25 protein-coding genes and 1 riboswitch are annotated in these 25819 nt (G+C 47.3%); of the genes, 18 read left to right on the top strand and 7 right to left on the bottom strand.

Going from position 1 to position 25819, the window contains the following annotated elements:
- Positions 1–453 carry a fluoride efflux transporter CrcB gene (gene crcB, locus ACHZCY_RS23220; protein WP_319550568.1) on the bottom strand — a complete coding sequence of 151 codons (453 nt, stop codon included), beginning with the start codon at positions 451–453 and terminating at the stop codon, positions 1–3.
- A 270-nt stretch (positions 454–723) separates the two neighbouring features.
- Positions 724–787: riboswitch (Fluoride riboswitch) on the bottom strand.
- A 77-nt stretch (positions 788–864) separates the two neighbouring features.
- The gene (locus ACHZCY_RS23215; RefSeq protein ID WP_205220712.1) at positions 865–1494 is read right to left on the bottom strand and encodes a LysE family translocator; all 630 of its coding nucleotides are present in this window, start codon (positions 1492–1494) and stop codon (positions 865–867) included.
- A gap of 393 nt (positions 1495–1887) precedes the next feature.
- Between ACHZCY_RS23215 and ACHZCY_RS23210 the strand changes: the two genes are divergently transcribed.
- On the top strand, positions 1888–3027 hold the full coding sequence (locus ACHZCY_RS23210; RefSeq protein ID WP_319550567.1) for a LeuA family protein: 1140 nt from the start codon (positions 1888–1890) through the stop codon (positions 3025–3027).
- Positions 3028–3294: 267 nt separating this feature from the next.
- On the opposite strand, the gene nifA is transcribed toward ACHZCY_RS23210, so the two are convergent.
- Positions 3295–4911: a nif-specific transcriptional activator NifA gene (gene nifA, locus ACHZCY_RS23205; RefSeq protein ID WP_205220714.1), complete on the bottom strand. Its 1617-nt coding sequence runs from the start codon at positions 4909–4911 to the stop codon at positions 3295–3297.
- A gap of 488 nt (positions 4912–5399) precedes the next feature.
- Here nifA and nifE point away from each other — a divergent pair, with 488 nt between their 5' ends.
- Genes nifE through ACHZCY_RS23190 form a run of 3 tightly spaced genes read left to right on the top strand, consistent with a single transcriptional unit; the run spans position 5400 to position 9413 of the window.
- Positions 5400–6758 carry a nitrogenase iron-molybdenum cofactor biosynthesis protein NifE gene (gene nifE, locus ACHZCY_RS23200; protein WP_319550566.1) on the top strand — a complete coding sequence of 453 codons (1359 nt, stop codon included), beginning with the start codon at positions 5400–5402 and terminating at the stop codon, positions 6756–6758.
- Complete coding sequence (locus ACHZCY_RS23195; protein ID WP_205220716.1) at positions 6755–8107, top strand: nitrogenase component 1; 1353 nt, start codon at positions 6755–6757, stop codon at positions 8105–8107. The genes nifE and ACHZCY_RS23195 overlap by 4 nt, the downstream gene beginning before the upstream one ends.
- 31 nt (positions 8108–8138) lie before the next feature.
- A complete protein-coding gene (locus ACHZCY_RS23190) occupies positions 8139–9413 on the top strand; it encodes a NifB/NifX family molybdenum-iron cluster-binding protein (protein ID WP_319550565.1) in 1275 nt (424 codons plus the stop codon).
- Between the two features lie 89 nt (positions 9414–9502).
- Here the strand turns inward: ACHZCY_RS23190 and ACHZCY_RS23185 are convergent, their stop codons facing one another.
- Positions 9503–9709, bottom strand: coding sequence for a hypothetical protein (locus tag ACHZCY_RS23185; RefSeq protein ID WP_319550564.1), 207 nt, complete (start codon positions 9707–9709; stop codon positions 9503–9505).
- 377 nt (positions 9710–10086) lie between these two features.
- On the opposite strand from ACHZCY_RS23185, the gene ACHZCY_RS23180 reads away from it, so the two are divergent.
- Entirely contained in the window at positions 10087–10299 is a 213-nt protein-coding gene (locus ACHZCY_RS23180; protein WP_319550563.1) for a hypothetical protein, read from the top strand.
- A 333-nt stretch (positions 10300–10632) separates the two neighbouring features.
- Here ACHZCY_RS23180 and ACHZCY_RS23175 read toward each other — a convergent pair whose 3' ends face one another.
- Entirely contained in the window at positions 10633–10899 is a 267-nt protein-coding gene (locus ACHZCY_RS23175; RefSeq protein WP_205220723.1) for a hypothetical protein, read from the bottom strand.
- Positions 10900–11385: 486 nt separating this feature from the next.
- On the opposite strand from ACHZCY_RS23175, the gene ACHZCY_RS23170 reads away from it, so the two are divergent.
- Positions 11386–12318, top strand: a complete 933-nt coding sequence (locus tag ACHZCY_RS23170) for a L,D-transpeptidase family protein (RefSeq protein ID WP_319550562.1) — start codon at positions 11386–11388, stop codon at positions 12316–12318.
- 460 nt (positions 12319–12778) lie between these two features.
- Positions 12779–13522, top strand: a complete 744-nt coding sequence (locus tag ACHZCY_RS23165) for a GGDEF domain-containing protein (protein ID WP_205220725.1) — start codon at positions 12779–12781, stop codon at positions 13520–13522.
- 478 nt (positions 13523–14000) lie between these two features.
- On the opposite strand, the gene ACHZCY_RS23160 is transcribed toward ACHZCY_RS23165, so the two are convergent.
- Complete coding sequence (locus ACHZCY_RS23160; protein ID WP_205220726.1) at positions 14001–14276, bottom strand: Lpp/OprI family alanine-zipper lipoprotein; 276 nt, start codon at positions 14274–14276, stop codon at positions 14001–14003.
- A gap of 135 nt (positions 14277–14411) precedes the next feature.
- The gene (locus ACHZCY_RS23155) at positions 14412–14990 is read right to left on the bottom strand and encodes a L,D-transpeptidase family protein (RefSeq protein ID WP_205220727.1); all 579 of its coding nucleotides are present in this window, start codon (positions 14988–14990) and stop codon (positions 14412–14414) included.
- A 326-nt stretch (positions 14991–15316) separates the two neighbouring features.
- Between ACHZCY_RS23155 and ACHZCY_RS23150 the strand changes: the two genes are divergently transcribed.
- The 11 genes from ACHZCY_RS23150 to ureC all read left to right on the top strand — a co-directional run bounded on the left by ACHZCY_RS23150 (position 15317) and on the right by ureC (position 25801).
- Positions 15317–15538 (top strand): hypothetical protein, encoded by a 222-nt coding sequence (locus ACHZCY_RS23150; RefSeq protein ID WP_319550561.1) that lies wholly within the window; start codon positions 15317–15319, stop codon positions 15536–15538.
- A 48-nt stretch (positions 15539–15586) separates the two neighbouring features.
- Positions 15587–16003 (top strand): ArsC/Spx/MgsR family protein, encoded by a 417-nt coding sequence (locus ACHZCY_RS23145; RefSeq protein ID WP_205220729.1) that lies wholly within the window; start codon positions 15587–15589, stop codon positions 16001–16003.
- A 701-nt stretch (positions 16004–16704) separates the two neighbouring features.
- The gene (gene urtA, locus ACHZCY_RS23140) at positions 16705–17991 is read left to right on the top strand and encodes an urea ABC transporter substrate-binding protein (RefSeq protein ID WP_205220730.1); all 1287 of its coding nucleotides are present in this window, start codon (positions 16705–16707) and stop codon (positions 17989–17991) included.
- A 76-nt stretch (positions 17992–18067) separates the two neighbouring features.
- Positions 18068–19684: an urea ABC transporter permease subunit UrtB gene (urtB, locus tag ACHZCY_RS23135; protein WP_319550560.1), complete on the top strand. Its 1617-nt coding sequence runs from the start codon at positions 18068–18070 to the stop codon at positions 19682–19684.
- Positions 19685–19687: 3 nt separating this feature from the next.
- A complete protein-coding gene (gene urtC, locus ACHZCY_RS23130) occupies positions 19688–20785 on the top strand; it encodes an urea ABC transporter permease subunit UrtC (protein WP_205220732.1) in 1098 nt (365 codons plus the stop codon).
- Complete coding sequence (gene urtD / locus ACHZCY_RS23125) at positions 20785–21615, top strand: urea ABC transporter ATP-binding protein UrtD (protein WP_369125031.1); 831 nt, start codon at positions 20785–20787, stop codon at positions 21613–21615. The genes urtC and urtD overlap by 1 nt, the downstream gene beginning before the upstream one ends.
- 7 nt (positions 21616–21622) lie before the next feature.
- The gene (urtE, locus tag ACHZCY_RS23120) at positions 21623–22318 is read left to right on the top strand and encodes an urea ABC transporter ATP-binding subunit UrtE (protein WP_319550559.1); all 696 of its coding nucleotides are present in this window, start codon (positions 21623–21625) and stop codon (positions 22316–22318) included.
- Between the two features lie 4 nt (positions 22319–22322).
- On the top strand, positions 22323–23186 hold the full coding sequence (locus tag ACHZCY_RS23115) for an urease accessory protein UreD (protein WP_319550558.1): 864 nt from the start codon (positions 22323–22325) through the stop codon (positions 23184–23186).
- Between the two features lie 88 nt (positions 23187–23274).
- The gene (locus ACHZCY_RS23110) at positions 23275–23577 is read left to right on the top strand and encodes an urease subunit gamma (RefSeq protein WP_205220735.1); all 303 of its coding nucleotides are present in this window, start codon (positions 23275–23277) and stop codon (positions 23575–23577) included.
- Positions 23578–23782: 205 nt separating this feature from the next.
- Positions 23783–24094 (top strand): urease subunit beta, encoded by a 312-nt coding sequence (locus ACHZCY_RS23105; protein WP_205220736.1) that lies wholly within the window; start codon positions 23783–23785, stop codon positions 24092–24094.
- 3 nt (positions 24095–24097) lie between these two features.
- A complete protein-coding gene (gene ureC / locus ACHZCY_RS23100) occupies positions 24098–25801 on the top strand; it encodes an urease subunit alpha (protein ID WP_319550557.1) in 1704 nt (567 codons plus the stop codon).
- Positions 25802–25819 lie beyond the last annotated feature (18 nt).

Below are 25819 nucleotides of genomic sequence, written 5' to 3'. Positions count from 1 at the left end.
CTACCTGATGAGACTAGCCACCCATATACCCAGAAAAGTGCAGGCAAGACCACCGACATTGTTAGCCAATACATTGACCAGGGACTGAAGTACCATTCCTGCGCGACCGGCGCTGACGGTTTCCAGAGCAAAGGTCGAAAATGTAGTTAAAGCCCCCATGTATCCGGTGATGAGTAATAATCGCATATCTGGAGTTAATAATCTGGCCCTGGCAGCAAGGGTAAACAGCACCCCGATTAAAAAACAGCCAATCAAATTGACAATCAGGGTACCCCATGGAAAACCGGTACCCCAAATCCTCACCGAGAGCAAACTGATACCGTAGCGACTTGCCGCCCCCAGACTGCCCCCACACATTACCAGGGCAATTTTTTTCACTACCGGGCCTATAAAAAAAAGACTATCCGACAAGGCACCTTTTAACTGGATTATTATTTGAGCTAAACTTTCCATATCCTTTTTAACCACTCCACAACTACCCTTTCCTTCAAGGGAAAACCGGGCAAATAGCTCAGCAAAATCTCTGGATCGTGACCTTCTCTGCAACCTTTGCCATTCCCAGCTGAAAGCATAGCTATTTTCTCATTATACCTTGGCGAGGCCAACAAAAATATGCCTGATACATTTACCCACTTTTGTCACTTGCAAACAAAAAAGCCCCAGCCAAATTATTATCCGGCAGGAGCTTGAAAACTTTGAACGGATTCCCCCCACCAGAGAGTTCTTCCAGTAGGAGTCATCAGCCGATTACGGCAGTTATACGGGGAACTCCATCCCCTACGGATTTACAGTCAAAAGACTAGTACGCTACCGAGTAAAGTCAATAAAAAAAAATAGTTAATGTAGCAGGCGTTCATTTCAGGATCAGCTCGTTTGCGATGTAATCACTTTCAACCCCAGGGCGACCATTGCTCCACCAAAAACACGGTCTACGTAGTGCCCACATTTATTAAAACGCCTCGAAACCGGAGGGCTTGAGAGAAGCAGAGCAACCAGAGAAAACCACAAAAATTGAAGTAACATGATCCACACACCATAGATAGCCAAAAACCGGAGCGGTATATCCGGAGAAAGTACAATCGTAAAAAGAGAGACAAAATAGATCGGTGCCTTGGGGTTTAAAACATTGCACAGAAAACCTTTGCCCACGGTTTTCAGTGGAGAACGATATATAATGCGGCTCCCTTCACCCTGCTCAAGCACCTTGGGTTGTGATCGTATCCCCTTAATACCAAGATACATTAAATAACTCCCGCCAAGCAGTTTAATGACAAACAGCAGTGATACGGAATTCGCAATAACAGCGGCAAGCCCTAAAGCGGAATAGATAATATGCACAGACAGCCCGCAGGCTATGCCCAGGCTACATAAGATACCGGAACTTCTCCCGTTTGAAAGGGACTGTTGCGATACCATCACAAAGTCAGGACCTGGAGAGGCGGCAGCCAAAAGATGTACGATCGTGATAACAAAAAGTCCATGTGAAAATTCCATACTTTTACTCCAAGGCCATAGAGTACATATCCAAACTAACTGTTGAAGAGTCTTTTTTTATTACACCTAAGCGGCAGTGCAACTCACTGGGTTGATAACATGTAAAATACTCCTACCATACCTCCCGAACTTTATCGCGTCAAAATGCGTGTTCTATTGAGCACACCAAGAGGATGTCCACAACAGAACAGCCCACCGACAAAGAGTACATATCTGCAAAACATTACATTTCCGTAACACTATTTTCCATATCTTCACATAAACGAACTATTCCTCCATCAAAAACACGTTTATTTATGGTTTTCCAGCGCACGTTTTTTGCATCACTTAAGGCACCACAACAGACAATCGCATCCAATCGAGCGACGTTCTAATAAAAAGAGGTTAGTAATCATGTCGGATTTTTCCCTGAAGGGTATTGTTGATTCTACATTAAGAGAAGGAGAACAGCGTGCCGGAGTATTCTTTGAGCATCACCAGAAACTCGATATAATAGAGAAGCTCACCGCACTTGGTGTCGAAGAAATTGAACTGGGCGTTGCCACGCCCAGGTCACCAGAACTACTAACCCTTGTGCCGGACGCCTTACAAATAGCAAAAAGAAAAGTGAAGATTGCCCTTTGGTCGCGATGCAACGAGGAAGATATACACTTTGCCGGCCAATGCAAACCTGACACACTCTCACTTTCCATACCTGTTTCAGATATACTGATCAGGGAAAAACTTGCTCATACTCGTTCATGGGTACTAGAGAAACTCGACCGCTCCATCACAAAAGCTCTTGAGCTGGGCTTCGAAAAAGTATCTGTCGGGCTTGAAGATGCAACCAGAGCTGAGCCTGAATTCCTTGTTCGCGTCGCTCAACTTATCAACAGTTCAGGCGCATCACGATTACGTCTTGCCGATACAATAGGGATCGGATCTCCCGGAAGTATAACAGCACTGGTAAACAGAGTAACAGAGGCAACATCGCTTGAAGTTGGAGTCCACACCCATAACGACTTCGGCATGGCCACAGCCAATGCCATAGCTGCACTGGAAGCAGGAGCACAGTGGATTGACGCAACAGTTCTAGGGCTTGGCGAACGAACCGGTAATTGCCGACTCGAAGAAATTGTAGGTTTTTTGTCTCTGCAAAAAGAAATGAGGCGCTACCAGGCCGACAACCTGAAAACGCTTTGCGATACTGTTGCAGCAGCAGCGCAGACATATATCCATCCTCACCATCCGGTCATAGGAAAAGAAATATTCACTTGCGAATCAGGACTGCACGTACACGGTTTGGCGGTAAATCCGAAAACATATGAGCCGTATGACCCACTCAAGCTGGGACGCGACAGGACACTTCTCTTTGGTAGTAAAACTGGAAAAAGGGCCATCCAACATACATTACGCTCGGCAGGCATGACCTTTTCCAGCGAACAGGCGGAAGATCTTGTCCAAAAAATCAGATCTCTTGCCAAATCCGGAGCAAAGCCTTTGGTTGAGAATGAACTTATCCGTCTTGCCCAACAACGATTACACTCAGCCTAGACCGGATTGCTCACAAGCATTGCGCTAACTTCTTAATTGCAAACAATTTCTTTATACAAGGCAAGCTCAAAGGCGGTTACAAGCTTACCAATATTCACCTGAGACCAGTCCATCCGGCATAATTTTCTTCAGCACCTTGGTAATGAGCACAGGTCACTATCGGAGTCTACACTTACCCGGAGCCTACGCTTACCCGGAGTCTACGCTTACCTACTCATTACCCAAAATTTTGAACCTGACGCCGCCTGAAATGACAAGAAATTCAGGCTAAAACGTGGGTCGAGAAAGACCGTATTTCTTTACTTTATACCCTATCTGTCGCTGGGTAAGCCCCAGCTCCCTGGCAGCTCTTGCCTGAACCCACCCATGCCGCCTCAAGGCTTTCTCCACCTCCTGCTTTTCAATTTCTTCCAAAGAACGGGGAGAAAGATCTTTATACGTTTGATTTTGAAAAAGATCAGGAGCGGTTTCAGGTTGTCTTGCAGTCTCAGCAGACACCTGATCTAACTCTGCAAAACGAATTGACTCCGGGAGATCCGACACCCTGAGGATGTTCCCATCAGCAAGAATAACCATTCGCTCGACCAAGTTCTGCAGCTCCCTTACATTACCAGGCCAATAGTAATCTATCATAAAATCAAGAAACTCCTGGCTCATCCTCATGTTCTTGTCATTCCTCTTGTTACTAGCCTTGAGAAAATACTCCAGCAGGAGCGGGATATCCTCTTTTCGCTCACGAAGAGGCGGAAGAACAATCGGCACAACGTTGAGCCGATAAAACAAATCAATACGAAAAAGTTTCTTTTTTGCAGCCTCTTCCAGGTCAACATTGGTTGCCGCAAGGATTCGAACATTTGCACTCATGGTACGATTACCGCCAACACGTTCAAACTGTTTTTCCTGGAGCACCCTCAATATTTTCGCCTGAAGGCCGAGGGGCAACTCCCCTATCTCATCCAAAAACAGGGTCCCCTTGTCAGCAATCTCAAACTTTCCGGGCTTAGAAACAATCGCGTCGGTAAATGCTCCCTTTTCGTGACCAAAAAGCTCGCTTTCAAGCAAATTTTCCGGAATGGCTGCACAGTTCACCTTAATAAAAGGCTGCTGCTTCCTCTTACTTGACTCATGAATAGCTCGAGCCACAAGCTCCTTTCCCGTACCTGATTCGCCGGTCATAAGAACGGTAGCTGCACTTTTAGCAACCTTCTCTATAACCCAAAACACCTCCTGCATCGGCTTTGAATGCCCAATAATAAAATGCCTGCTGAACTTTCCATGAAGCTCTGCTTTTAAGTTTTTGTTTTCTTCAACAAGTTCGGCGCGCTCATTCTTGACGACCTGTTGCAAATTAAGAAACTGGGCAATCAAGGTAGACAAAACAGTTAAAAACCGGACGTCCTCTTCAAATGAAATTTCCGAACTGAAAAGTCGATCCACACTCAGCACACCAACGACCACTCCCTGAAGCACAACAGGGACCCCGATAAAGGAAATGGTCGACTTCTTAATCGGCTTACGCGAGCCGGTCCGATTGAGAAAGAGAGGTTCACTGTTGATATCCGGAACAATAAACGGAGACCCACTTTTAAACACCTGCCCCACAACACCTTCATCAATTTTATACACACCGCGCTGCTCTTCTTTGACAGACAACCCGTACGAGGCTCTGATAATCAAATTCTTGCCACCTTCATCCAAAAGAAGCAGAGTCGCCCTTTCCATTCTCAAGGTATCATGCAGAACCTGCAGCACTGCAGAAAGGGTTGAATCCAAATGAACAACTTCACTAATAAGATTGGCTATTTTGTAAAAGGCTTCGACCTCCAGCCTTGCCGTGGCACTATCGGTCGGAAGAGAATCTGAAGTATATCTTTCGGTTGTCATGACCTACACCTTTGCCTGAAATTTCAAAAAATAAATCCACACCACCGAAATTATAGCAATTTTTATTCCACCAGCACAACGAAGAACCCAACACACTGAAACAACATACATTTCACAATAAGCATCACCATAAAAGCGGCATAGGCTCACACATTTTTGCACAATAATGAAAAATCTTTGATTACCTCTATCAACTTTTCCCCTCATCGTCATTTTGTGACAAAGCATATCAATCTAATCGAAGCTCTCACTTAAAACGTTACACACATCAACGTACCACCAACAAAACATCTCAAAAATGTATTCTTTTTTTCATTTGTGTCACAATGTCTACTTCTCTTACTTGCCAACTATTTCAAAAAAGAATCGGCCATTGCCCCTATCAGATTGAATTCATTATACTTTAACAATTAATTTATTTGGCACAACGCTTGCTAGTCAAAAGGAAACCATGTAATGCAACTCATTTACAAAAAGGGTGATCAGCGATGAAAGCTGCAAAAGTACTTGACGAACGACAAGGACAGATCCACCGGAAAGGAACTGCGCCTTTTACTATTGACTGCGACAAAGACAGCCTTGCCGGCGCTGTCAGCCAGAGGGCTTGTGTATTTTGCGGATCGCGGGTTGTACTCTACCCTATTGCCGATGCTATACACCTTGTCCATGGCCCTATCGGATGTGCAGTGTACACCTGGGACATTCGAGGTGCCCTTTCCTCCGGTCCAGAGCTGCACCGTCTCTCATTTTCAACCGACCTCCAAGAGATGGACGTCATTTTTGGTGGCGAAAAAAAACTTGCAGCCGCCCTTGACGAGCTCATCGACCGCCACAAGCCGGCAGCCGCCTTTGTCTACTCGACCTGTATCGTCGGCTTGATCGGTGATGACCTGGAAGCAGTATGCAGCAAGGCTGCCGCCGACAAGGGCATCCCTGTGCTGCCGGTTCAGTCTGAAGGCTTTAAAGGCAACAAGCGTGCCGGATACGAGGCAGCTTGCGATGCCATGGGTCGCCTGGTCGGCACAGGTAACATTAGCGGTATCTCCAAATATTCCATTAATATCCTGGGCGACTTCAACCTGGCTGGGGAAATCTGGCTGATCCGTGAATATTTCGAGCGAATCGGCGTTGAAGTAGTTGCCAATATCACCGGCGATGGTCGGGTCGCAGATATTCAACGTTCACATGGAGCAGCACTTAATGTGGTGCAATGTTCCGGAGCAACCATGGAACTCGCCAACATGATGGAGGAGCGCTACAACATTCCGTCAATTCGCGTTTCTTATTTCGGCGTCGAAGATATGGCGGAAGCGCTTTACGAGGTAGCCAGGTATTTCAAGGACCCAGAGCTCATGGAAAAGGCAGTGGAAGTAGTACGAAGCGAACTTGAAAAACTACTGCCGGAACTCAACCGATACAAAAAGGCACTTAAGGGAAAGAAGGCCGCCATCTATGTTGGCGGTGCTTTCAAGGCCTTTTCCCTGGTCAAGGCTTTCCGACTGGTCGGCATGGATGTGGTCATGGTCGGTTCCCAGACAGGGACCAAGCAGGATTACGATGAACTTGAACAGATCACCGACGAGGGTACGATCATTGTCGACGATTCCAACCCACTGGAACTCTCCGCCTTTATAAAAGAAAAGGATGTGGATCTGTTTGTGGGCGGGGTCAAAGAACGCCCCATTGCTTATAAGCTGGGAGTCGCTTTTTGTGACCATAACCATGAAAGAAAAGAAATGCTGGCCGGCTTCGAAGGTATGCTCAACTTTGTCCGTGAAGTCTATGGATCGGTCATGAGCCCGGTCTGGAAATTTGTCCCCCGCCGAGCAGAGGAGAGTGCGTCATGAGCAAAATGCCTAATTACACTTCAACCACCAATGCCTGTAAACTCTGTAAACCTCTAGGAGCCTCCCTGGCTTTTCGAGGCATAGAAGGTTGCGTCCCTTTTCTCCATGGATCTCAGGGGTGCGCGACCTACATGCGTCGCTACATCATCAGCCACTTCAACGAACCAATTGATATCGCATCCTCGTCCCTGGGAGAAAAACACGCAGTGTATGGCGGAGCAGCTAACCTGAAACTCGGCCTGAAAAACGTAACGTCCAAATACACACCAGAGTTAATCGGAGTAGCCACTACCTGTCTCACCGAAACCATCGGCGACAATGTGCCGATGATCCTTCACGAATATCATGAAGAATTCGGAACAGACGATTCGCCTGCGGTGGTAACAGTTTCCACGCCAAGCTATGCAGGCACCCACATGGAAGGATTCCATGCAGCTACCACTGCTATCGTTGACCAGCTCACCATGCCCACCGCCATGCACGACAAAACAAACCTATTCAGTGGGTTTATCTCAACGGCGGACATCAGGCATCTCAAAGAAATTTGCGAAGATTGGGAAATGCCGATCACACTCATGCCCGATTACTCAGAAACCCTGGACGGGCAAGCCCTCAATGAATATCCGCTGATGCCCAAAGGCGGAACTCCGCTGGTAGAGATCAAACAAATGGGTGGGGCAAAAGCAACCATTGAGCTGGGAGCGACTTTACCTGGCAGGACAGCAGGAAAGGTGCTGGAAGAACGTTTTTCAACCAAATTGTACCAGCTCGGCTTACCCATAGGCATCAGAGAGACCGATGCATTTTTCGAGACACTTACCACCATAAGCGGCAAAACGATCCCAACAAAATACAGTTCTGCCCGTGGTCGGCTGATTGACAGCATGGTTGACGGGCACAAATACATCTTTGGCAAACGTGCGGTTGTCTTTGGCGAAGAAGATCTGGTAGTTGGACTGACCTCATTTCTAGCAGAAATAGGAATCAAGCCGGTACTCTGTGCCTCGGGCGGAAACAGTAAAAAGATGAAAAAAGCCATAGAGAAAGTGATGGAAGGCATGGACTGCGAGATGCCGATCGTAAAGGACAATGTGGATTTTTACGATATCGAGTCCGAGGCCGCTGAGCTGGATATTGATTTAGTCATAGGCCATTCCAAAGGATATGCCTTTGCCAGAAAATTTGAAATCCCAATTATCAGAGTAGGATTTCCGGTCCATGACCGGGTGGGCGGTCAGCGTATTCTCCACCTTGGCTATCACGGTGCCCAGAGTCTGTTTGACACCATCACCAACACCATTATTGCAAAAAAACAAAGCGATTCACCTGTAGGCTATAGCTACATGTAAAAGGTGTTTCCCGCTTACAAAGGGAGAAGACATGAAAAAGATTATAACCAAAGATTATCATCGCCACCCCTGTTTCAATGCAGAGGTAAAAGGGCAATTTGGTCGAGTACATCTTCCTGTTGCCCCAAAGTGCAATATTAAATGCAATTTTTGTGATCGCAAGTACGACTGCGTCAACGAGTCCCGCCCAGGAGTTACCAGTAGTGTCCTCTCTCCGGAGCAAGCTGGAGTGTACATGCAGCAGGTCCTCGAAAAGGAGCCACGGATTACGGTGGCCGGTATCGCCGGCCCAGGCGACCCTTTTGCCAATCCTGAGGAAACCATGGGAACCATGCGAATGATAAGAAAAAATCATCCGGACATGATTCTCTGCCTGTCATCAAACGGCATGAATATAGGCCCCTACATTGAAGAGTTGGCAGTAATAGGGGTCAGCCATGTTACCATTACCGTTTGTGCGGTCGACCCGGAGGTAGGAAAAGAAGTATATTCATGGGTCAAGGACGGAAATATTGTATACCGCGGCAAACAGGCTGCCGAAGTGCTTCTTTCTCGGCAGATCGAAGCAATAAAAAAATTGAAAGCGCATGATATAACAGTAAAAGTAAACTCCATTGTTATCCCCAGTGTCAACGACCATCACATTGAGGAGATAGCGCAAAAAATGGAGGAACTAGGGGTTGACCTGCTCAACTGCATCGCCATGTTCCCCAATGTAAACACCCCTTTTGGGCATCTGCCACAGCCTGACAAAAAAACCATGGCATCGATTCGCTCCATGGCAGAGCAGTACCTCCCACAGATGCGCCATTGCACCAGGTGCCGAGCAGACGCGGTAGGCCTTTTAGATGATGACAAAACCGAAGAGTTCAGGAGCTGCCTCTCAGCCTGCTCAACCTTAAAGCCAATGCCTGCTCACAAGCGCCCTTATGTTGCGGTCGGCACCCTTGAAGGCATTCTCATTAACCAACACCTGGGCGAAGCAAAATCGTTTCAGATATGGGAGACAGATGGTAAGCAGTACAAGAAGGTGGAAGACCGTCCTGCTGCGGAGGCTGGCGGCGGTATAAAACGCTGGCACCAACTCGCGAAAATACTTGGTGATTGTCGCGCGGTATTGGTCAGCGGGGTTGGCGATACACCTGCAGAAATCATGAGTAAGGCCGGAATAAAACCGGTTGAAGCATCTGGATTTATTGAAGAAGGGTTGCGGGTTGTTTACGAGGGCAAAGCTACCGAGAGGCTGAAAGGGAGAAATCCATGTGCCGATGGTTCGTGCGCGGGGACAGGTACCGGCTGCGGCTGAAATACCCCCAGTAAACGCCTGTTTTTCCGTAGTCAAAACGATGGTACAGCTAAAGTGTTTTGGTAGAAATATACATAAGATTCACTTTTCTACCAAAACACCCTAAGTGGAACACCCTCTCGTCTTCCCCCTTCAGCCACCGACCTATCTGTTTGCTGACTGGATGCCATCAATCCTGCTGCGGATATCCTGGGCGGCCTGCGAGTCTGATTAGCCGACTCCTTAATCTCGTCGGCAACAACGGCAAAGCCTTTACCAGCCTCACCAGCCCAGGCAGACTCATTGGTTACATTCAAAGCTGGCAGATTAGTTTGTTCAGATCTTTCCGTTAATAGCTTCAGTCACCTTAGTAATTTCATGCGCAGAAGGCAGGAGAGCTCTCCAGTAAATATCAAAAAGCAGCGATGGCCTAGGCAAAGGGATATCTGCTAGGTAGTACCACAAAAAAGATTGCAACCATCCAGTGTCCGTCCAGAAGCACAACCAACCATAGAACTACACCTACAAAGGACATCAACAAAGCATTAAATCTCATCAAATCACTTGCTGTGACTTGCTTTTTCCACCTCAATTTTTATAATATCGCCCGCCCCCATACAAAGTAGCATCATTTATAACCAATAGGCAATAAAGCATATTCATTCTGCCGCCAGGGAGGTACAGGACAGTTCCAATGAGTACGGTTTTATTTATTCTTGAAGCAAAAAAAGCACCCAATGTTTGGGAGGATATCCAAACAGTCTATCCTCAAAACGAAATTTTTTCTCTTTACAGCAGCAAAGAAGAAGCGAATGCGGCCAAAACCAAGTTAAAATCACTCTTAAGCGCACGGTGGAAGGAAAAGTTTAAAAAATACCCTATTCGTATCCGTGAACTTGACCAATAAGAGCCCCCCATTGCCCTAATGGACCTTAAAAATTTCAGTGTACTGAAAGAGTTCTTATGCGGTCTTTCAACCTAGAAAGATAAAAGGGAACCCTTCACTGCGAGGGTGGACACGTATAGAACATCCACTAATTCCAGGGACCGTATGCCGCATTGATACGCTGTGCTTATCCACCCTGTACCGGACGGATCGAGGGGAAAAAGGTAAGCGCAGACTCCGTAATGTCCTGGTTTCACTGTTAAGAAGCTACCACACACAAAATAGCTTCAGATTAAAAAGGTGCCTCCCCTGCCGCAAGGAAGCACACTTTTCGCTCCCGATACCAGCTACCGTCTATTTTGATAAGCGTTTGGAAATACGGTGGTAGGTTTCCTTCAGCTCTTCACCCACAATCTTGGCTTTGGCGATTACCTCTTCTGAAGTTTCAATGGTATCGTCGGCTATTTCAGAGGCCTTGACTTTCACTTGACCCCATTTTTTTTCTGCCTCCTCATACTCTTTCTTGGCATCCATTGAGGCAAGATGCATCTTCACTTTTACTTGATCTCGCTCCTGCTTCACCTTTTGGACCAGCTTGTCAAATTCTTTTTGCAACTCCACAATTCCTCCTTAAACATTTTGTGTACTAAACCTTCGATTGACGAATTTGCTCTTTCAGCCACTTCGTTTTCATTAAATTAATCATTTTTATTAACAAACAAGTCATTTATTATTCTCATGTTATCTTCTGACGCTGTTTTCAAGACATCACGCTCACCACAGGCCCGATATCGGAGTCAGCATTTACCTCCGAGCATTGATTTTCTATAAAATTACGCGGATATCCCAAGCTATTTACTCCGCAAGGCCTGGGTTCCGACATGTTAAAGCTGTTGACTTCCAAATTCCAGTCTTGTTACCTTTCTTACAATATAGACTGCCCGGAGAAGAGAAATGGAGAGTTAACTCTTTTGTTCATTTTGTTTTCTCTTTGCAGATTATTCCCTATCGAAAAATTTATTTATTATCTCATCAAATTTATCACACGACAACCTTTCAGCGATGGCTATTTTTTCAGCTTTAAACAGTGCTATATGGTTACATAAAATGCCTTTTGCACTGCTGCTTGGTGTTTTGACAAGTGTATTCTCTGCACAGGCGACGACTTTTCCATTGCCGGCCGAAGGTGTCGACCTTGTTGGGTCGAAGATTGCTGTCAAATCGCTCGCTCAGGAGACCTTGCTTGATATCGCCCGTCAGTTTGATCTGGGGCAGGAAGAAATCCTGCTTGCCAATCCGGACGTAGATCGCTGGATGCCGGGAGAAGGAACAGACGTCACCCTGCCAGGCATGTTTATTTTACCTCGTGCCGCCCGTAAAGGAATCGTGCTCAACCTGCCCGAGATGCGACTCTATTATTATCACAAAAGCGAACAGGATAAAAAGCCAATGGTGGCATCCTATCCGGTAAGTGTGGGACGGATGGACTGGACAACCCCGTTGGGAAAAGGTTGGATTGTAAAAAAGGACAAAGATCCGGTTTGGCGCCCACCCGAATCTCTTAAGCTAGAGGCCATCGCTGACGGTGAAGACCCGCTGCCGGATGTGGTTTTACCCGGCCCTGACAACCCTCTTGGAAGTTATGCACTGCGCTTGAGCATCCCTGGTTACCTGATCCACAGTACCAACAAGCCCTTTGGAGTGGGGATGCGGGTGACCCATGGCTGCGTACGGATGTATCCGGAAGACATTGAAGAACTTTTTTCTATTATACCAGTCCAGACCATGGTGCAGATTGTGAACCAGCCAATCAAGCTCGGCTGGCAAAACAATACTCTGTTTATGGAAGTTCACCCATTGATGGATGAAGACCAGGAAAAAAACACGAACCTGATCTGCATGGCCTATGAAATGATACTGACGGAAATCGAAAATATGGACGCAATATTGGATGTAAAAACCATAAAAAAAGCATTGCAGGAGCAAAACGGCATGCCGGTTCCTATCACCGTTTTCGTCTCAAGTGGTTATGAGTTTTGAACAAGGTTAAGTGGATCGGTCCGCAAAGATAAGCGCGCAGGCCCGTAATCAAGTTTGATTTGGCCCCACATTAAGCGAGAACAACAACTAAAAGGTTGTGAACTTGCTGAGATGGAGAACAGGAAAAATATAAACTGGAGAACTGTCAGGGGCAGGATTCCCTCTACTCCCCTTAATTGCGAGCCGCTACAGTTAGAAAATTTTATACTGTATTATGAAAATTGACATATACTACAAGTTAAGCTGATGATTCCAGATGAAAAAGCTTCTGCATATTCAGCCGGTTAAAAAAATTGCTTGGCATCAAGTAGTGGTCTGTTAATTCATTGCATGATGGCATAACCAGTGCTCCTAGCCTGATGAAGAACAACAATGCAGGTTGCCGACAAAATCCTGTTTTTTCACCTCAAAAAAAGCCCTGACTTTAGAACCGTTAACCAGCTATCAGTCTAATTCAGCAATGAAAACCAAATCTACAATCCACAGCCCCATCGGCACCGTTTCGCCCCAAACATCTCCCGCTAATGCGGCGAAAGCCTATTCTGACGCCGCGACTACCCCTCGTCGAACAGTAAGTGATACCACATCGATAATGGGTATACCTGAAGCCGAATTTACGCCAAAAGTTCGCGAAGCGCTTCTAGCTCTCATGCAGGAAGTAGACAATCTGCGTAGAGAGCTAGATGATGTAAAGAAACGTCTTGCTGCGGAAAAACAGATAGCGGACCAGGATCCGCTGCTGCCTATCTATAATCGCAGAGCATTTGTGCGAGAACTGACAAAAATTCAAGCATCAATAGAAAGATATCATGGAAAAGCGAGCCTGGTCTATATTGACCTTAATAATTTCAAAACGATAAATGACAATTATGGTCACCAGGCTGGAGACTATGTTCTGCATGAGTTTTCCAAAAGATTGGTGGAGTCGGTCCGCGAAACTGATGTCGTTGGCAGGCTCGGCGGTGACGAGTTTGGCCTCATTTTATCAAACACGAAACCAGAGGCATCATCTGTTCTGATAAACCGGCTTTCCGAAGGACTGCATACTCGTCCTATTTTTTGGAAAAAGCAACCTCTTGATGTAAGTATGGCCTGTGGGATAGTCACCATTAAGCCCGGAGAGGATGTCCAGGATATCATGGCCATGGCTGACGGTGAGATGTATTTGCAGAAATCGAAATCCAAAGAAGTAAATCGCCCCTAGTTATTGTACACATTGCCAAATTACAGGAGCCTGTCGGCTTGAGTAATTTTTTCTTCAAACCAAGGCATTGTCGGAAAGATAAGCACAGCCATATACTTAACATCGGAGTCCACGCTTACTTTGCACGTAGTATTTTTCAAGCAATAACGAACAGTTGAGGAGAAAGGGTTTATGGACTTCCGGCAATGCCGCTATATGTCCGGACCGAACATACAACATTATCGGTCAGCAGCGGTCACGGTCCATTCGTAACCTGACACGCGCCCAGGTATCGCGATCGCAGACCCGCGAGGAGGCCTCCACCGGAAATTGGATTAAAAACAGATAAAAAACGCCGGATAGGCTTATGCTTACTTAGCATGTGTCCGGTTTAAGCATTATACGGGCCACTACAGTTAAGGCGAAAGGTTTCTGCGCGGAAGCGAGACAGAGCCCCATCTTTACGTGGAGGGGCTCCAATGAAAAAGAGTGTGGAAGATTATTTGTACATTGCCTTTTTAAACATACGGTCGATTTTGCTTTCTGTGGTTTTAGAAGTTGCATCGGCGTCCTGGGCCATAGCGTTGGCATTTTGCGCAATCGTTTTTGCCTCTTGAGCAATAGCCTTCGCCTCTTCTGCAGTTTTCAGAGCCGCATCGGCTGTCTGGTTCGCCTGTTGGGCCTGGAGCCTGACGGCATCTAAATCCTTGGTCGTAGCACAACCTGTAAGCCCGATAGCGATGAACAACGCAAGTACTGCAATAGTGTGTCTCATGATTGAATAGCCTCCTTGTTAGGATTTATGGGATGGTATTTCCGGCAGTTCCCCTTACCTCGTAACACTATTAACTATAATGCTGGCAGATTAGACGGGCCATTCTTTTTCTATGTGAAAGATAAAAAAGCGGACTCATCGTATTTCAACCGAAGTTCCGATGCTGATCCATTTCGTAAGGCGATCAATCTGTTCATTGGTCAGGGCAACACAGCCATTGGTCCAATTATATTGCCTATGGACGTGAATATCTCCCTTCCCTATACCGTGTATTCCCAGGTTGCCGCCAAGAATGGTATCCTGAGGAGGAAGACGCCCTGATGCAAAGGCCCGGCGGATTACGTTCCATGTCTTTTTATCAAGATACCCTGCAAGAAAGGCACGTTCTGCATATTCTTGACTGGGATAGCGAAAGCCAAAAAAGCGATGGAAGGACGTATCCTCAGTTATCCAGGCAATGGTAAAATGCCCCAGAGGGGTAGTGTTATCACCTCTTCTTCTATCAGTATCCGCCCCATAACGACCAATTGCGATATCTGTAAAGGTAACCGCTTCCTTGTCACCTTGCATGACTTTCAAGGTAAGCGCTTTGGTGTCTATAAGAATCCAACTTGTATTTTGGCCACCACTCACCGGACAGACCAGCAGAATCGACATGGCAACAACATATACACTGGAAACCAGGGAAGACAATACCGGTCGTATTATGCGCATAAACAGAGACATATATAAACAAAAACAATCTGTTAACAGTATCAAGCGTTCATCATCCACGCTAGCAGTCTTAACACACTTCTTTTATCATAAAAAATACTGTCGACTCAATGTGCCGATTCTGTCGCTTTTACTTCTTTTTTGTAGGAATCACACCAAGCAGTCAGCCCTCTTTCCTGGCCACCAGATGTCGACTCACCACAGATAACCAAATGATTTTGCATAACAAAATATTTTTCAGGCGAAGATGGATCAAGGTTTGCTTAACATAACTAGACCACCAGCCATCACTGTAATCAATTACGGGTAATCTGAGGAACATAATCATGGCTCAATATATCTGCCCCAGTTGCGGATCAAAATATTTTCTGGTCTCAAAAACAGGTCCGAAAATAATTTTTCAAGTTACACTTGAGCGTACGGTAGAGTTTATCCAATTGGCCACCGGCACTATTAGCGACCTGGTTATTGACACACACAAAATTTACTGCGGTGCTTGTAGCTGGCATGGGAGCTTGAACGAAGTGGTTGAATCACACACAGATTGACAGTATGGGAACCCCATCGTACTACCTGTAACAACAAGAGGCAATCATATGACTTTTATCCAATTTTTTGAAAAACCCGGCTGCATTAACGGCGAAAAACAAAAAAATATTCTGATCGAGGCCGGTAATGATCTTGAATGTATAAATATACTTGAACACCCCTGGAGTCGAGAGGAATTAGCCCCTTTTATTACTGAAAAGGAGCCATCTTTAATCATGAACCATACCGCACCTGCGATTAAGAAAGGAGAAATAGTCCCTGAAAACTTACAACACGATGAAGCGGTTACCCTCATGATCGAAAATCCGATACTCATCAAACGCCCACTCATACGGGTTGACGGCATGTCGATCCAAGGATTTACAGATGAACGGCTTACTCCTTACCTCGGAGCATGGGACGGGAAAGATGATGTCATTACCTGTCCAAACTTACGGTCTATATCCTGTGACGAGAGAAAATAGCCGGGGGCCCGCCCGCCGATGCACCATAAAGCCGAACCGAATACGATTATAGGCCATCTTGAATAATGGCTTAATGGCTTTTATTCAAGATGCCGCATAATAAATTCTAGGCAAAAAACACGCCTCCATATACAAAACCACTCATCACCAGCACGAACCCACCCAAGTTACCCCCGCCTCTAACCCGAACTTCTCATTACCTTTTTGATTTCAACATCAATTGCTTGATATTATTACTTAAAAGCAAATTGCACAATGAACTGTCTGTTTTTCGTTTTAAATCAAAAAGCTCCCCCTTCGGGTCAACAGATTTTTCAGCAGGCTCTACGTTACAAACCACTTGCGGCAGTTTACTACAACTGCGTGGTTTGTGCCTTGCCCTGCGAAAAACTTTATTGATGAGAAATCCGGGCCAAGCATGCTTTTCTAAAAAAATACATAACAGTCATATTTTTATAAATAACTAATTTTTATATAACAAAAATGTACATTAAGCCGATCCGTCACTGATCAACCCTTTTAGCGCCAACCCATTTAAAGAAAACAAATAATCGGACTATCAGCCTTTTAAGTACAGCAGTACGCAGACTTTTCCCTCTCGCAAGCAGCATGGCACGCTTCTTGGTATACAAACGATAATTGCAACAATCTTGATAGGCTTGAAGATTTCTCTACAAAAAATTTTACACAAGAGGACAAAAATGAAACTCAAGAAAAAGGTGACCACAGCGCTTGGCATGACGGCTCTTGCCGTGACGATTTCAGCTTCAGCAATGGCTGCCGACACCATCAAAGTCGGCATACTGCATTCCCTTTCAGGCACCATGGCTATTAGTGAAACTACCCTCAAAGACACGATGCTCATGCTGATTGATGAGCAAAACAAAAAAGGTGGCGTTCTGGGCAAAAAACTTGAAGCCGTTGTTGTCGATCCTGCATCCAACTGGCCTCTTTTTGCTGAAAAAGCCAAAGAGCTTATCGAGAAGGAAAAGGTCGTAGCGACATTCGGTTGCTGGACGTCCGTGTCCAGAAAATCGGTTCTTCCGGTTTTCGAAGAACAAAACAGTCTGCTGTTTTACCCGGTACAGTACGAAGGTGAAGAGTCCTCGAGAAACGTTTTTTACACAGGCGCTGCGCCGAACCAACAGGCTATCCCTGCGGTGGATTACTTGATGACCGAGATCGGTGTCAAACGCTGGGTACTTGCAGGCACTGACTATGTTTATCCGCGAACGACCAACAAGATCCTCGAAGCCTACCTTAAGGCAAAAGGGGTTGCAGCTGCCGATATCATGATCAACTATACTCCGTTCGGACACTCTGATTGGCAGTCTATCGTTGCTGATATTAAAAAATTCGGTTCCGAAGGCAAGAAAACCGCAGTGGTTTCAACCATTAATGGTGATGCCAATGTGCCCTTTTACAAAGAACTCGGCAATCAGGGCATCACTGCCGACAATATTCCGGTTGTCGCATTCTCCGTCGGCGAAGAAGAACTCTCAGGTATCGACACCAAACCTCTGGTCGGCCATCTTGCGGCCTGGAACTACTTCATGAGCGTTGACAGCGAAGTAAACGACGCATTCATTGAGAGCTGGCAAAAATTCATCAAAAGTGAAAACCGCGTAACCAACGATCCCATGGAAGCACATTATATCGGTTTCAACATGTGGGTGAAAGCAGTAGAAAAGGCCGGTACAACCGATGCTGAAGCCGTTCAAGACGCGATAATCGGCGTCACTGTTCCCAACCTCTCCGGTGGTTACTCGGCAATGATGCCCAATCACCATATCACCAAGCCCGTACTTATCGGTGAAATTCAAGATGACGGGCAATTCGAGATTGTCTGGCAAACCTCCGGGCTTGAGGTTGGTGACGCATGGTCTGATTACCTGGAAGGTTCAAAAGACCTGATCTCCGACTGGCGTAAGCCTCTTTCCTGCGGTGCATACAATGTGGTGACCGCCAAGTGCTCGGGTACAAACTAAAATTTTCCCTCCTCTCCCCGGAAATTTACATACTTTCCGGGGAGTACTCTGAGTATCCTCAACCACCAAATAAGCCATGAATACGGTCCTCCAATTTATCATAACGGGTTTACTTTTCTGCCTACCGATACTCTCCACGTCAGTTGCCTTTGGTGCCACTCAATCAGCGGAATTCGAGCAAGGAGTTCAACTCCTGGCAAGCAAGAGTTTCACTGAAAAAGAGCAGGCTATTCACATGATCGGTAACAGCGGCGACCCGTTAGCCATCAAGACCCTCCAGGCCGTATATGCAGGCAAACTTTTTTTTGTAAAAAAAGAAAAAACCCTTGTCTACGGCGAGCCCGACGGATCAACGTATTCAGTTACCGATTTCATATCAGGAGAAGACCTCGGGCTTATAAAAAAAAGAAAACTCAAAAAGATCACCATCAACAATAAGCTGCGCGGGGTTTTAAAAAGTGTTCTGGCAGGATTGAACCTCCAGCACCCTGATCCAAAACAACGATTGGCGGCAGCAGAGGAAATTCTGACAGGATTAAACCCTGAGCTGATAACCTTACTGAAAAAAAGCTTACTAACAGAGCAGGACCCGGAAGTACGGGAAGCGCTGACATCCACTCTTGCGGTAGCAGGGCTGCACCACCAGGACCCTCAACAACGACTGGCTTCCCTGGCGTTGATTGCCGGCAACCTGAACCCGGTTGTTAAAAATGCTATCCAGGCGCTGATTGAAAAAGAGAATGATCCGATTGTCCTCAAAAAGGCTGAAGTCGCGTTAAAGGTAATCGAAGCCAAATCAACATGGTATGCGCGACTGGAAACATTATTTTTCGGCCTGAGCCTAGGCTCAGTACTAGTGTTAGCAGCCATAGGTTTAGCCATAACCTTCGGCGTCATCGGCGTGATCAACATGGCCCATGGCGAACTGATTATGCTGGGTGCCTATACCACCTACGTACTCCAACAGCTCATGCCCAATTACATTGGTCTTGCCCTGGCCCTCTCCATACCGGCAGCCTTTTGCGTATCGGGCTTAACAGGCATCCTGATCGAAAAGTCTGTGATTCGCTTTCTCTATGGACGCCCCCTGGAAACACTGCTGGCCACCTTTGGGATTAGCCTGGTCCTGCAACAAACCGTACGTTCAATATTTTCACCGCTGAACCGAAGCGTCGCCACTCCCGACTGGATGAGCGGCTCGCTGGTTATCAACCCGCTCCTTTCGCTGACAACCAACAGGGTAACCATTTTCCTCTTTGCCATGATTGTTTTTGCAGGTCTGTTCGTCCTCCTGAAAAAAAGCTCACTTGGCCTTAATGTACGGGCAGTCGCTCAAAATAGAAACATGGCCCGGGCCATGGGCGTTAAAGCAGCCCGGGTTGACGCCCTTACCTTCGGCCTTGGGTCCGGCATTGCAGGTATCGCCGGTGTCGCACTTTCTCAGTTGACCAATGTCGGCCCAAACCTCGGTCAGGCATATATAATCGACTCATTTATGGTCGTTGTATTCGGCGGTGTTGGCAATCTGTGGGGAACACTTGTTGGCGGCTTATCCCTTGGTATAGCCAATAAATTTCTGGAACCGTGGATCGGTGCTGTTCTCGCAAAAATTATCATTCTTATTTTCATTATCCTTTTTATCCAGAAACGTCCCCAGGGTCTTTTCCCGCAAAAGGGCCGAGCTGCGGAGTAAGTCATGTCGATAATCAAATCACTCTACAGAGACAAAGTCGGCATGGTCATGCTTACCTTGCTCACGCTTATGGCCGTGATCATACCGGCATGCAATCAGGTGTTTCCGGAAGGTCACACCTTCCATATTTCCACCTTTACCATGACCTTGCTGGGAAAATACCTCTGCTATGCCTTACTGGCACTCTCAGTGGATCTGGTTTGGGGATACCTCGGTATCCTCAGCCTCGGCCATGGTGCTTTTTTCGGCCTTGGCGGTTATGCAATGGGCATGTACCTGATGCGACAGATTGGCGATCGAGGCGTCTACGGCAACCCCCTGCTCCCTGACTTTATGGTCTTCTTGAATTGGCAGGAACTGCCATGGTTCTGGCATGGATTTAACTGGTTTGCCTTTGCCATGCTCATGGTCATGCTGGCCCCGGCGGCGCTGGCCTTTATTTTCGGCTGGTTTGCCTTTAAATCGAGAGTTACGGGTGTATATCTGTCCATTATCACCCAGGCCATGACCTATGCGCTCCTCCTTGCTTTTTTCAGAAATGAAATGGGATTCGGCGGCAACAACGGCTTAACCGACTTCAAAGACATTCTTGGTTTTTCGCTGCAAAACGATGCCACCAAAGCCGGGTTATTTATGGCCTCTGCAATCGCATTAATTTTAGGATATATCAGTTGCCGCTACATCACCCAATCCAAGCTTGGCCGCGTCTGCACCGCTATTCGCGACCAGGAATCGCGCGTACGCTTTCTCGGCTACAGAGTTGAACATGCCAAGCTCTTTATCTTTACCTTTTCCGCCGTTCTTGCCGGTATCGCTGGAGCACTGTATGTACCACAGGTAGGCATTATCAACCCCACCGAATTTTCCCCCCTTAATTCCATCGAGATTGTTATATGGGTGGCTGTGGGCGGCCGCGCAACGCTTTACGGAGCTGTTGCCGGAGCACTGGTGGTCAACTATGCTAAAAGTTATCTTACTGCTGCATTTCCGGATGCCTGGCTGTTCGGTTTAGGTGCCCTTTTTATTCTTGTCACGCTTTTTCTTCCGCAAGGCATTTCCGGCGGGATCACAGCACTTTTCAAAAAGAAGGAGGCAAGATGATGGCCACGCTTGAATCCATGCATCCTGTTTTTAGCCGAAACGAAGTATTTGAATTCCTCAAGCCGGAAGTCCCCCCTTCTCTTGATCTTGATCGAGGGGTCATACTCTACCTTGAGGGAATCAGTGTCAGCTTTGACGGCTTCAAAGCCATTAATGATTTGAATCTCTATATTGACGACGGTGAACTTCGCTGTATTATCGGACCGAATGGTGCAGGCAAGACCACCATGATGGATATCATTACCGGAAAAACAACCCCTGATACCGGGTCTGCATGGTTTGGTCAAAATATCAACCTGCTGAAACTTGATGAACCGGAAATTGCCGCTGCCGGTATTGGCCGAAAATTTCAAAAACCAACTGTCTTTGAAAATCATACGACGTACGAAAACCTTGAACTTGCCATGGCCGGCAACAAGGGTATTATGGCTACTCTTGGCGCAAAGCTTTCCAGTGAGCAGCAAGACAGAATAGCTGAAGCACTGATGTTGATTGGTCTGGTAGAGCAAGCAAAAATCCAAGCAGGAGCCCTCTCACACGGCCAGAAACAATGGCTTGAGATCGGGATGCTCCTTATGCAGAATCCCAAGCTGGTCCTCATCGATGAGCCGGTCGCGGGCATGACCCATCAGGAGATGGATCGTACGGCAGAACTCCTTCATAATCTTGCCGGGGAGCATTCCGTAGTTGTAGTTGAGCATGATATGGATTTTATCCGTTCCATTGCCCAAAAAGTTACAGTACTCCATCAGGGAAGTGTTCTGGCCGAAGGCAACATGGACGACATTCAAAATAATCAAAAGGTAATCGAAGTCTACCTTGGAGGATAACAGCTACATGCTTTCCATTAACAAGCTCAACCAGTATTACGGAGAAAGCCATACACTCTGGGACTTGACCGTCGATATTGAATCCGGCAGTTGCACCGTACTCATGGGAAGAAATGGTGTCGGCAAAACAACGTTGCTTGAATGCATAATGGGATTACTTCCCATTTGCTCTGGATCAATCCTTTACCAGGAACAGGAACTAACCAAACAGGCCGCTGAACTCCGGGCTCGCTCCGGCATTGGTTATGTACCCCAAGGCCGCCAGATATTCCCACTACTCACGGTTGAAGAAAACCTCCGCATCGGACTCGGTGCAACCAGAAGCGATACCAAGGAAATACCGGAACTCGTCTTCCAGCTCTTTCCCGTGCTGCAAGAAATGCTTGGCAGAAGAGGTGGGGATCTTTCCGGAGGACAGCAACAGCAACTTGCCATCGGCCGAGCACTGGTTCTTCGTCCAGACCTCTTAATCCTCGACGAGCCCACCGAAGGGATTCAACCAAATATTGTTCAGGAAATAGGACAGATCATAAAAAAAATTAACAAGGAATTTGGTTTGACCGTACTGCTGGTTGAGCAAAAACTCCCTTTTGCGAGGATGGTCGCAGATAATTTTTTCATCATGGACAGGGGACGTTGCGTAGAATCCGGAGCGATATCACAGCTCAATGAGCATATGGTCAAGGAATACCTCACGGTATAAAACGATGCTTCTTACTACGCAAAAAGAGGTGCCGATTTGCCAGAACGGTACCCATAACAGCGGGTGGCACGCCTCTCTCAATCTTGAAATCAGCAAAAAAGGGAAAAAAAGCATCATCAGCAAAAGCAGGCAAAAAGGGCCGCTCACAGTACAAAGCCCTTTCTACCCCGAAGGATCACTCTGCCACCTTTATCTGCTACATCCACCTGCCGGGATTGTCGGTGGTGACCACCTGGAACTCAACATAACCACCCACAATAAAGGGCAACTCCTGGTCACGACCCCCGGTGCAACAAAGTTTTACCGTACCAACGGCAGGCAGGCTGCGCAGAACCAGTACTTCAAGCTATGTGCAGGCACTTCACTTGAATGGCTGCCCCAAGAAACAATCTACTACCCTGACGCTAGAGCACGTTTGCAAACCACTGTACACCTGGAAGATACGGCAACTTTTATCGGCTGGGAAATACACTGTCTCGGCTTACCGGTGAACGGGAAGGATTTTGAGCAGGGGCAGGCTGAAATACGATTAAACATATACAGAAATAAAAAACCGCTGCTGCTGGAAGCGCTCAATATTACCAAGAAAAAAAAGCCATTCCAGGCTGCTTTCCTGCAGAACAAGCCGGTTGTCGGATCGTTTGTGGCCACTGGTGCCGACAACTCACTCTTAGAGTCACTCAGGGAGCGCTTGGCTCACTCTCAACAGGATCTTTGGGCTGCAACCCTCCTTGATGACATGCTGATTGTCCGCTATCTTGGCACCAGCACCGTTCAAGCCGGAGAACTGTTTCTAATGGCATGGAAACATGTGCGACCTCACATACTGGGACGGGAAGCAACCCCGCCAAGGATCTGGGCGACGTGACCAGGTTACCCTGCACGACGTCTTTAATCGTATCAAAGAGAGTGATCCCTGTTTTTTCACACAACGAAATCATGGAGAGAGGTAAATAATGCATCTGACACCAAGAGAAAAAGACAAACTCCTGTTATTCACCGCAGCCCTGCTTGCAGAAAGACGGCTGGCAAGGGGAGTAAAACTCAATCATCCAGAGGCAATCGCTCTGATAAGTGCGGCCATACTTGAAGGTGCAAGAGACGGCAAGACTGTTGAAGAGCTGATGCATGAAGGCCGCGAAGTTTTGACCAGCGAGCAGGTAATGGAGGGGGTCGCGGAGATGATCGGTGACGTACAGGTCGAGGCGACATTTCCTGACGGGACCAAGCTGGTTACGGTACACAACCCTATAGTTTAAGACTCTCACCCGACAGAATCCTAACAACAATATCTATTTATAGTTGAGTCTGTTGATTTACTAGAATTTCCGTTCAAGGTCGAGGCATAATGAAAAAACAACCACAGGCATATATCTGATATTCCGAGGATTATTTTTTCATTACAACAAAGAGATTGGGCGAAAAGACAGTAAATCAACAGGCCCATAGACGGGGGATACATTGATGACACCTGGAGAAATAATCTGCAAAGAAGGGGAAATAGAATTAAATGCCGGCCGGGAAACAACACGTCTACTGGTTGCCAATCTCGGCGACAGACCGATTCAGGTTGGTTCGCATTTTCATTTTTACGAAGTTAACGAAGCGCTTGATTTTCCACGCGAGCAGAGCAAAGGCTATCGACTCAACATCCCAGCCGGGACCGCTGTCCGCTTTGAGCCCGGCCAGGAACGTACTGTCGAGCTTGTTGCCTATGCCGGTAAAAGAAAGGTCTACGGCTTTAACGCAAAAATCATGGGTGCACTGGAGGATTAAGCGATGGTGACTATTTCAAGAAAGGCATACGCTGAAATGTTCGGCCCTACCACCGGCGACAGGGTCCGCCTTGGCGACACCGAGTTGTTTGCTGAAGTGGAAAAGGACTACACTACTTACGGCGATGAAGTAAAATTCGGCGGCGGCAAGGTAATCCGGGACGGAATGGGACAATGCCAGGAGGTACAAGACAAGGTTGTTGATGTTGTCATCACCAACGCGCTTATCGTTGATCATACCGGCATTTTCAAGGCTGATATAGGTATCAAGGATGGGCGAATTGCCGCCATCGGCAAGGCTGGCAACCCTGATGTTCAACCGGGAGTTGACATTCTGGTCGGCCCGGGAACTGAAGCCATTGCCGGAGAAGGTTCGATTATAACCGCCGGAGGAGTGGATTCCCACATCCACTTCATCTGCCCCCAGCAGGTGGAAGAGGCACTGATGTCGGGCATTACCACCATGCTCGGCGGCGGAACCGGACCGGCAACGGGCACCAACGCCACCACGTGTACGCCCGGCCCCTGGAATATCCACCGCATGCTCCAGGCCTCTGATGAGCTACCGATGAACCTCGGCTACCTCGGCAAGGGAAATGCCAGTCTCACGCCTGCCCTGGACGAACAAATACTTGCCGGAGCAATGGGCCTGAAGCTGCACGAAGATTGGGGCACCACTCCGGCTGCCATTGACGCGTGCCTAAGGGTTGCCGAGGACCATGACGTGCAGGTCGCTATCCACACAGACACCTTAAACGAATCCGGTTTTGTCGAAAATACCATTGAAGCATTTAAAAGCCGGACGATCCATACCTACCATACCGAAGGTGCGGGCGGTGGACATGCTCCGGATATTATCAAGGCGTGCGGCCTTGCAAATGTGCTCCCTTCGTCAACCAATCCTACCAGGCCATACACGGTTAACACGATCGCGGAACACCTTGACATGCTCATGGTCTGCCACCATCTCGATCCCAAAATTGCTGAAGATGTCGCCTTTGCTGAATCACGGATTCGCAGAGAGACGATCGCCGCGGAAGATATTCTTCACGACCTGGGCGCATTTTCCATGATTGCTTCCGACTCACAGGCTATGGGCAGAGTTGGTGAAGTTATTTGCAGAACCTGGCAAACAGCCCACAAGATGAAGGTACAACGAGGCAGCCTTGCCGAAGACACCGGTAAAAACGACAATATGCGCATACGGCGTTACATTGCTAAATACACCATCAACCCTGCCATTGCCCACGGCATAGCGCATGAAGTCGGGTCGGTCGAGGTGGGCAAGCTTGCCGACCTGGTTCTGTGGAGGCCACAATTTTTCGGCGCTAAGCCCCAGCTGATCATCAAAGGCGGCATGATTGCAGCTGCTCCCATGGGCGACCCCAATGCATCGATCCCTACCCCGCAACCGGTGCATTATCGTCCCATGTTCGGCGCCCTCGGCGGCAGCCGATATGCAACGACCCTTAGCTTTGTCTCCAAAGCCGCTTATGACCAGGGCATCGGGGATCAATTACAGCTGCAAAGCCTGCTCAGCTATTGTAAGGGATGTCGATCCTTGACTAAAAAAGACATGATCCACAATAATTACCAGCCAACCATAGAGGTTGATCCGCAAACATACGAGGTCAGGGCTGACGGCCAGTTACTTGTATGTGAACCTGCGGCCGTCTTACCGTTGGCCCAGCGATACTTTTTGTTTTAACCCTACCCAAAGACGCAC

This window comes from Desulfogranum marinum (genome assembly GCF_963675105.2).
In the GTDB taxonomy this organism is placed as follows: Bacteria; Desulfobacterota; Desulfobulbia; order Desulfobulbales; family Desulfobulbaceae; genus Desulfogranum; species Desulfogranum marinum.
Note: the sequence above shows the minus strand (reverse complement) of the source record. Positions and strands in the feature narration are given on the sequence as shown.

Coding starts and splice junctions, on each gene's coding strand:
- ACHZCY_RS23150 (WP_319550561.1), top strand. CDS start 15,317: ATGGCTCAATATATCTGCCCCAGTTGCGGATCAAAATATTTTCTGGTC.
- ACHZCY_RS23105 (WP_205220736.1), top strand. CDS start 23,783: ATGACACCTGGAGAAATAATCTGCAAAGAAGGGGAAATAGAATTAAAT.
- ACHZCY_RS23180 (WP_319550563.1), top strand. CDS start 10,087: ATGAGTACGGTTTTATTTATTCTTGAAGCAAAAAAAGCACCCAATGTT.
- ACHZCY_RS23155 (WP_205220727.1), bottom strand. CDS start 14,990: ATGCGCATAATACGACCGGTATTGTCTTCCCTGGTTTCCAGTGTATAT.
- ACHZCY_RS23165 (WP_205220725.1), top strand. CDS start 12,779: ATGAAAACCAAATCTACAATCCACAGCCCCATCGGCACCGTTTCGCCC.
- urtD (WP_369125031.1), top strand. CDS start 20,785: ATGGCCACGCTTGAATCCATGCATCCTGTTTTTAGCCGAAACGAAGTA.
- nifA (WP_205220714.1), bottom strand. CDS start 4,911: ATGACAACCGAAAGATATACTTCAGATTCTCTTCCGACCGATAGTGCC.
- urtE (WP_319550559.1), top strand. CDS start 21,623: ATGCTTTCCATTAACAAGCTCAACCAGTATTACGGAGAAAGCCATACA.
- ACHZCY_RS23195 (WP_205220716.1), top strand. CDS start 6,755: ATGAGCAAAATGCCTAATTACACTTCAACCACCAATGCCTGTAAACTC.
- nifE (WP_319550566.1), top strand. CDS start 5,400: ATGAAAGCTGCAAAAGTACTTGACGAACGACAAGGACAGATCCACCGG.
- ACHZCY_RS23115 (WP_319550558.1), top strand. CDS start 22,323: ATGCTTCTTACTACGCAAAAAGAGGTGCCGATTTGCCAGAACGGTACC.
- urtC (WP_205220732.1), top strand. CDS start 19,688: ATGTCGATAATCAAATCACTCTACAGAGACAAAGTCGGCATGGTCATG.
- ACHZCY_RS23145 (WP_205220729.1), top strand. CDS start 15,587: ATGACTTTTATCCAATTTTTTGAAAAACCCGGCTGCATTAACGGCGAA.
- crcB (WP_319550568.1), bottom strand. CDS start 453: ATGGAAAGTTTAGCTCAAATAATAATCCAGTTAAAAGGTGCCTTGTCG.
- ureC (WP_319550557.1), top strand. CDS start 24,098: ATGGTGACTATTTCAAGAAAGGCATACGCTGAAATGTTCGGCCCTACC.
- urtB (WP_319550560.1), top strand. CDS start 18,068: ATGAATACGGTCCTCCAATTTATCATAACGGGTTTACTTTTCTGCCTA.
- ACHZCY_RS23210 (WP_319550567.1), top strand. CDS start 1,888: ATGTCGGATTTTTCCCTGAAGGGTATTGTTGATTCTACATTAAGAGAA.
- ACHZCY_RS23190 (WP_319550565.1), top strand. CDS start 8,139: ATGAAAAAGATTATAACCAAAGATTATCATCGCCACCCCTGTTTCAAT.
- ACHZCY_RS23160 (WP_205220726.1), bottom strand. CDS start 14,276: ATGAGACACACTATTGCAGTACTTGCGTTGTTCATCGCTATCGGGCTT.
- ACHZCY_RS23215 (WP_205220712.1), bottom strand. CDS start 1,494: ATGGAATTTTCACATGGACTTTTTGTTATCACGATCGTACATCTTTTG.
- ACHZCY_RS23170 (WP_319550562.1), top strand. CDS start 11,386: ATGCCTTTTGCACTGCTGCTTGGTGTTTTGACAAGTGTATTCTCTGCA.
- ACHZCY_RS23110 (WP_205220735.1), top strand. CDS start 23,275: ATGCATCTGACACCAAGAGAAAAAGACAAACTCCTGTTATTCACCGCA.
- urtA (WP_205220730.1), top strand. CDS start 16,705: ATGAAACTCAAGAAAAAGGTGACCACAGCGCTTGGCATGACGGCTCTT.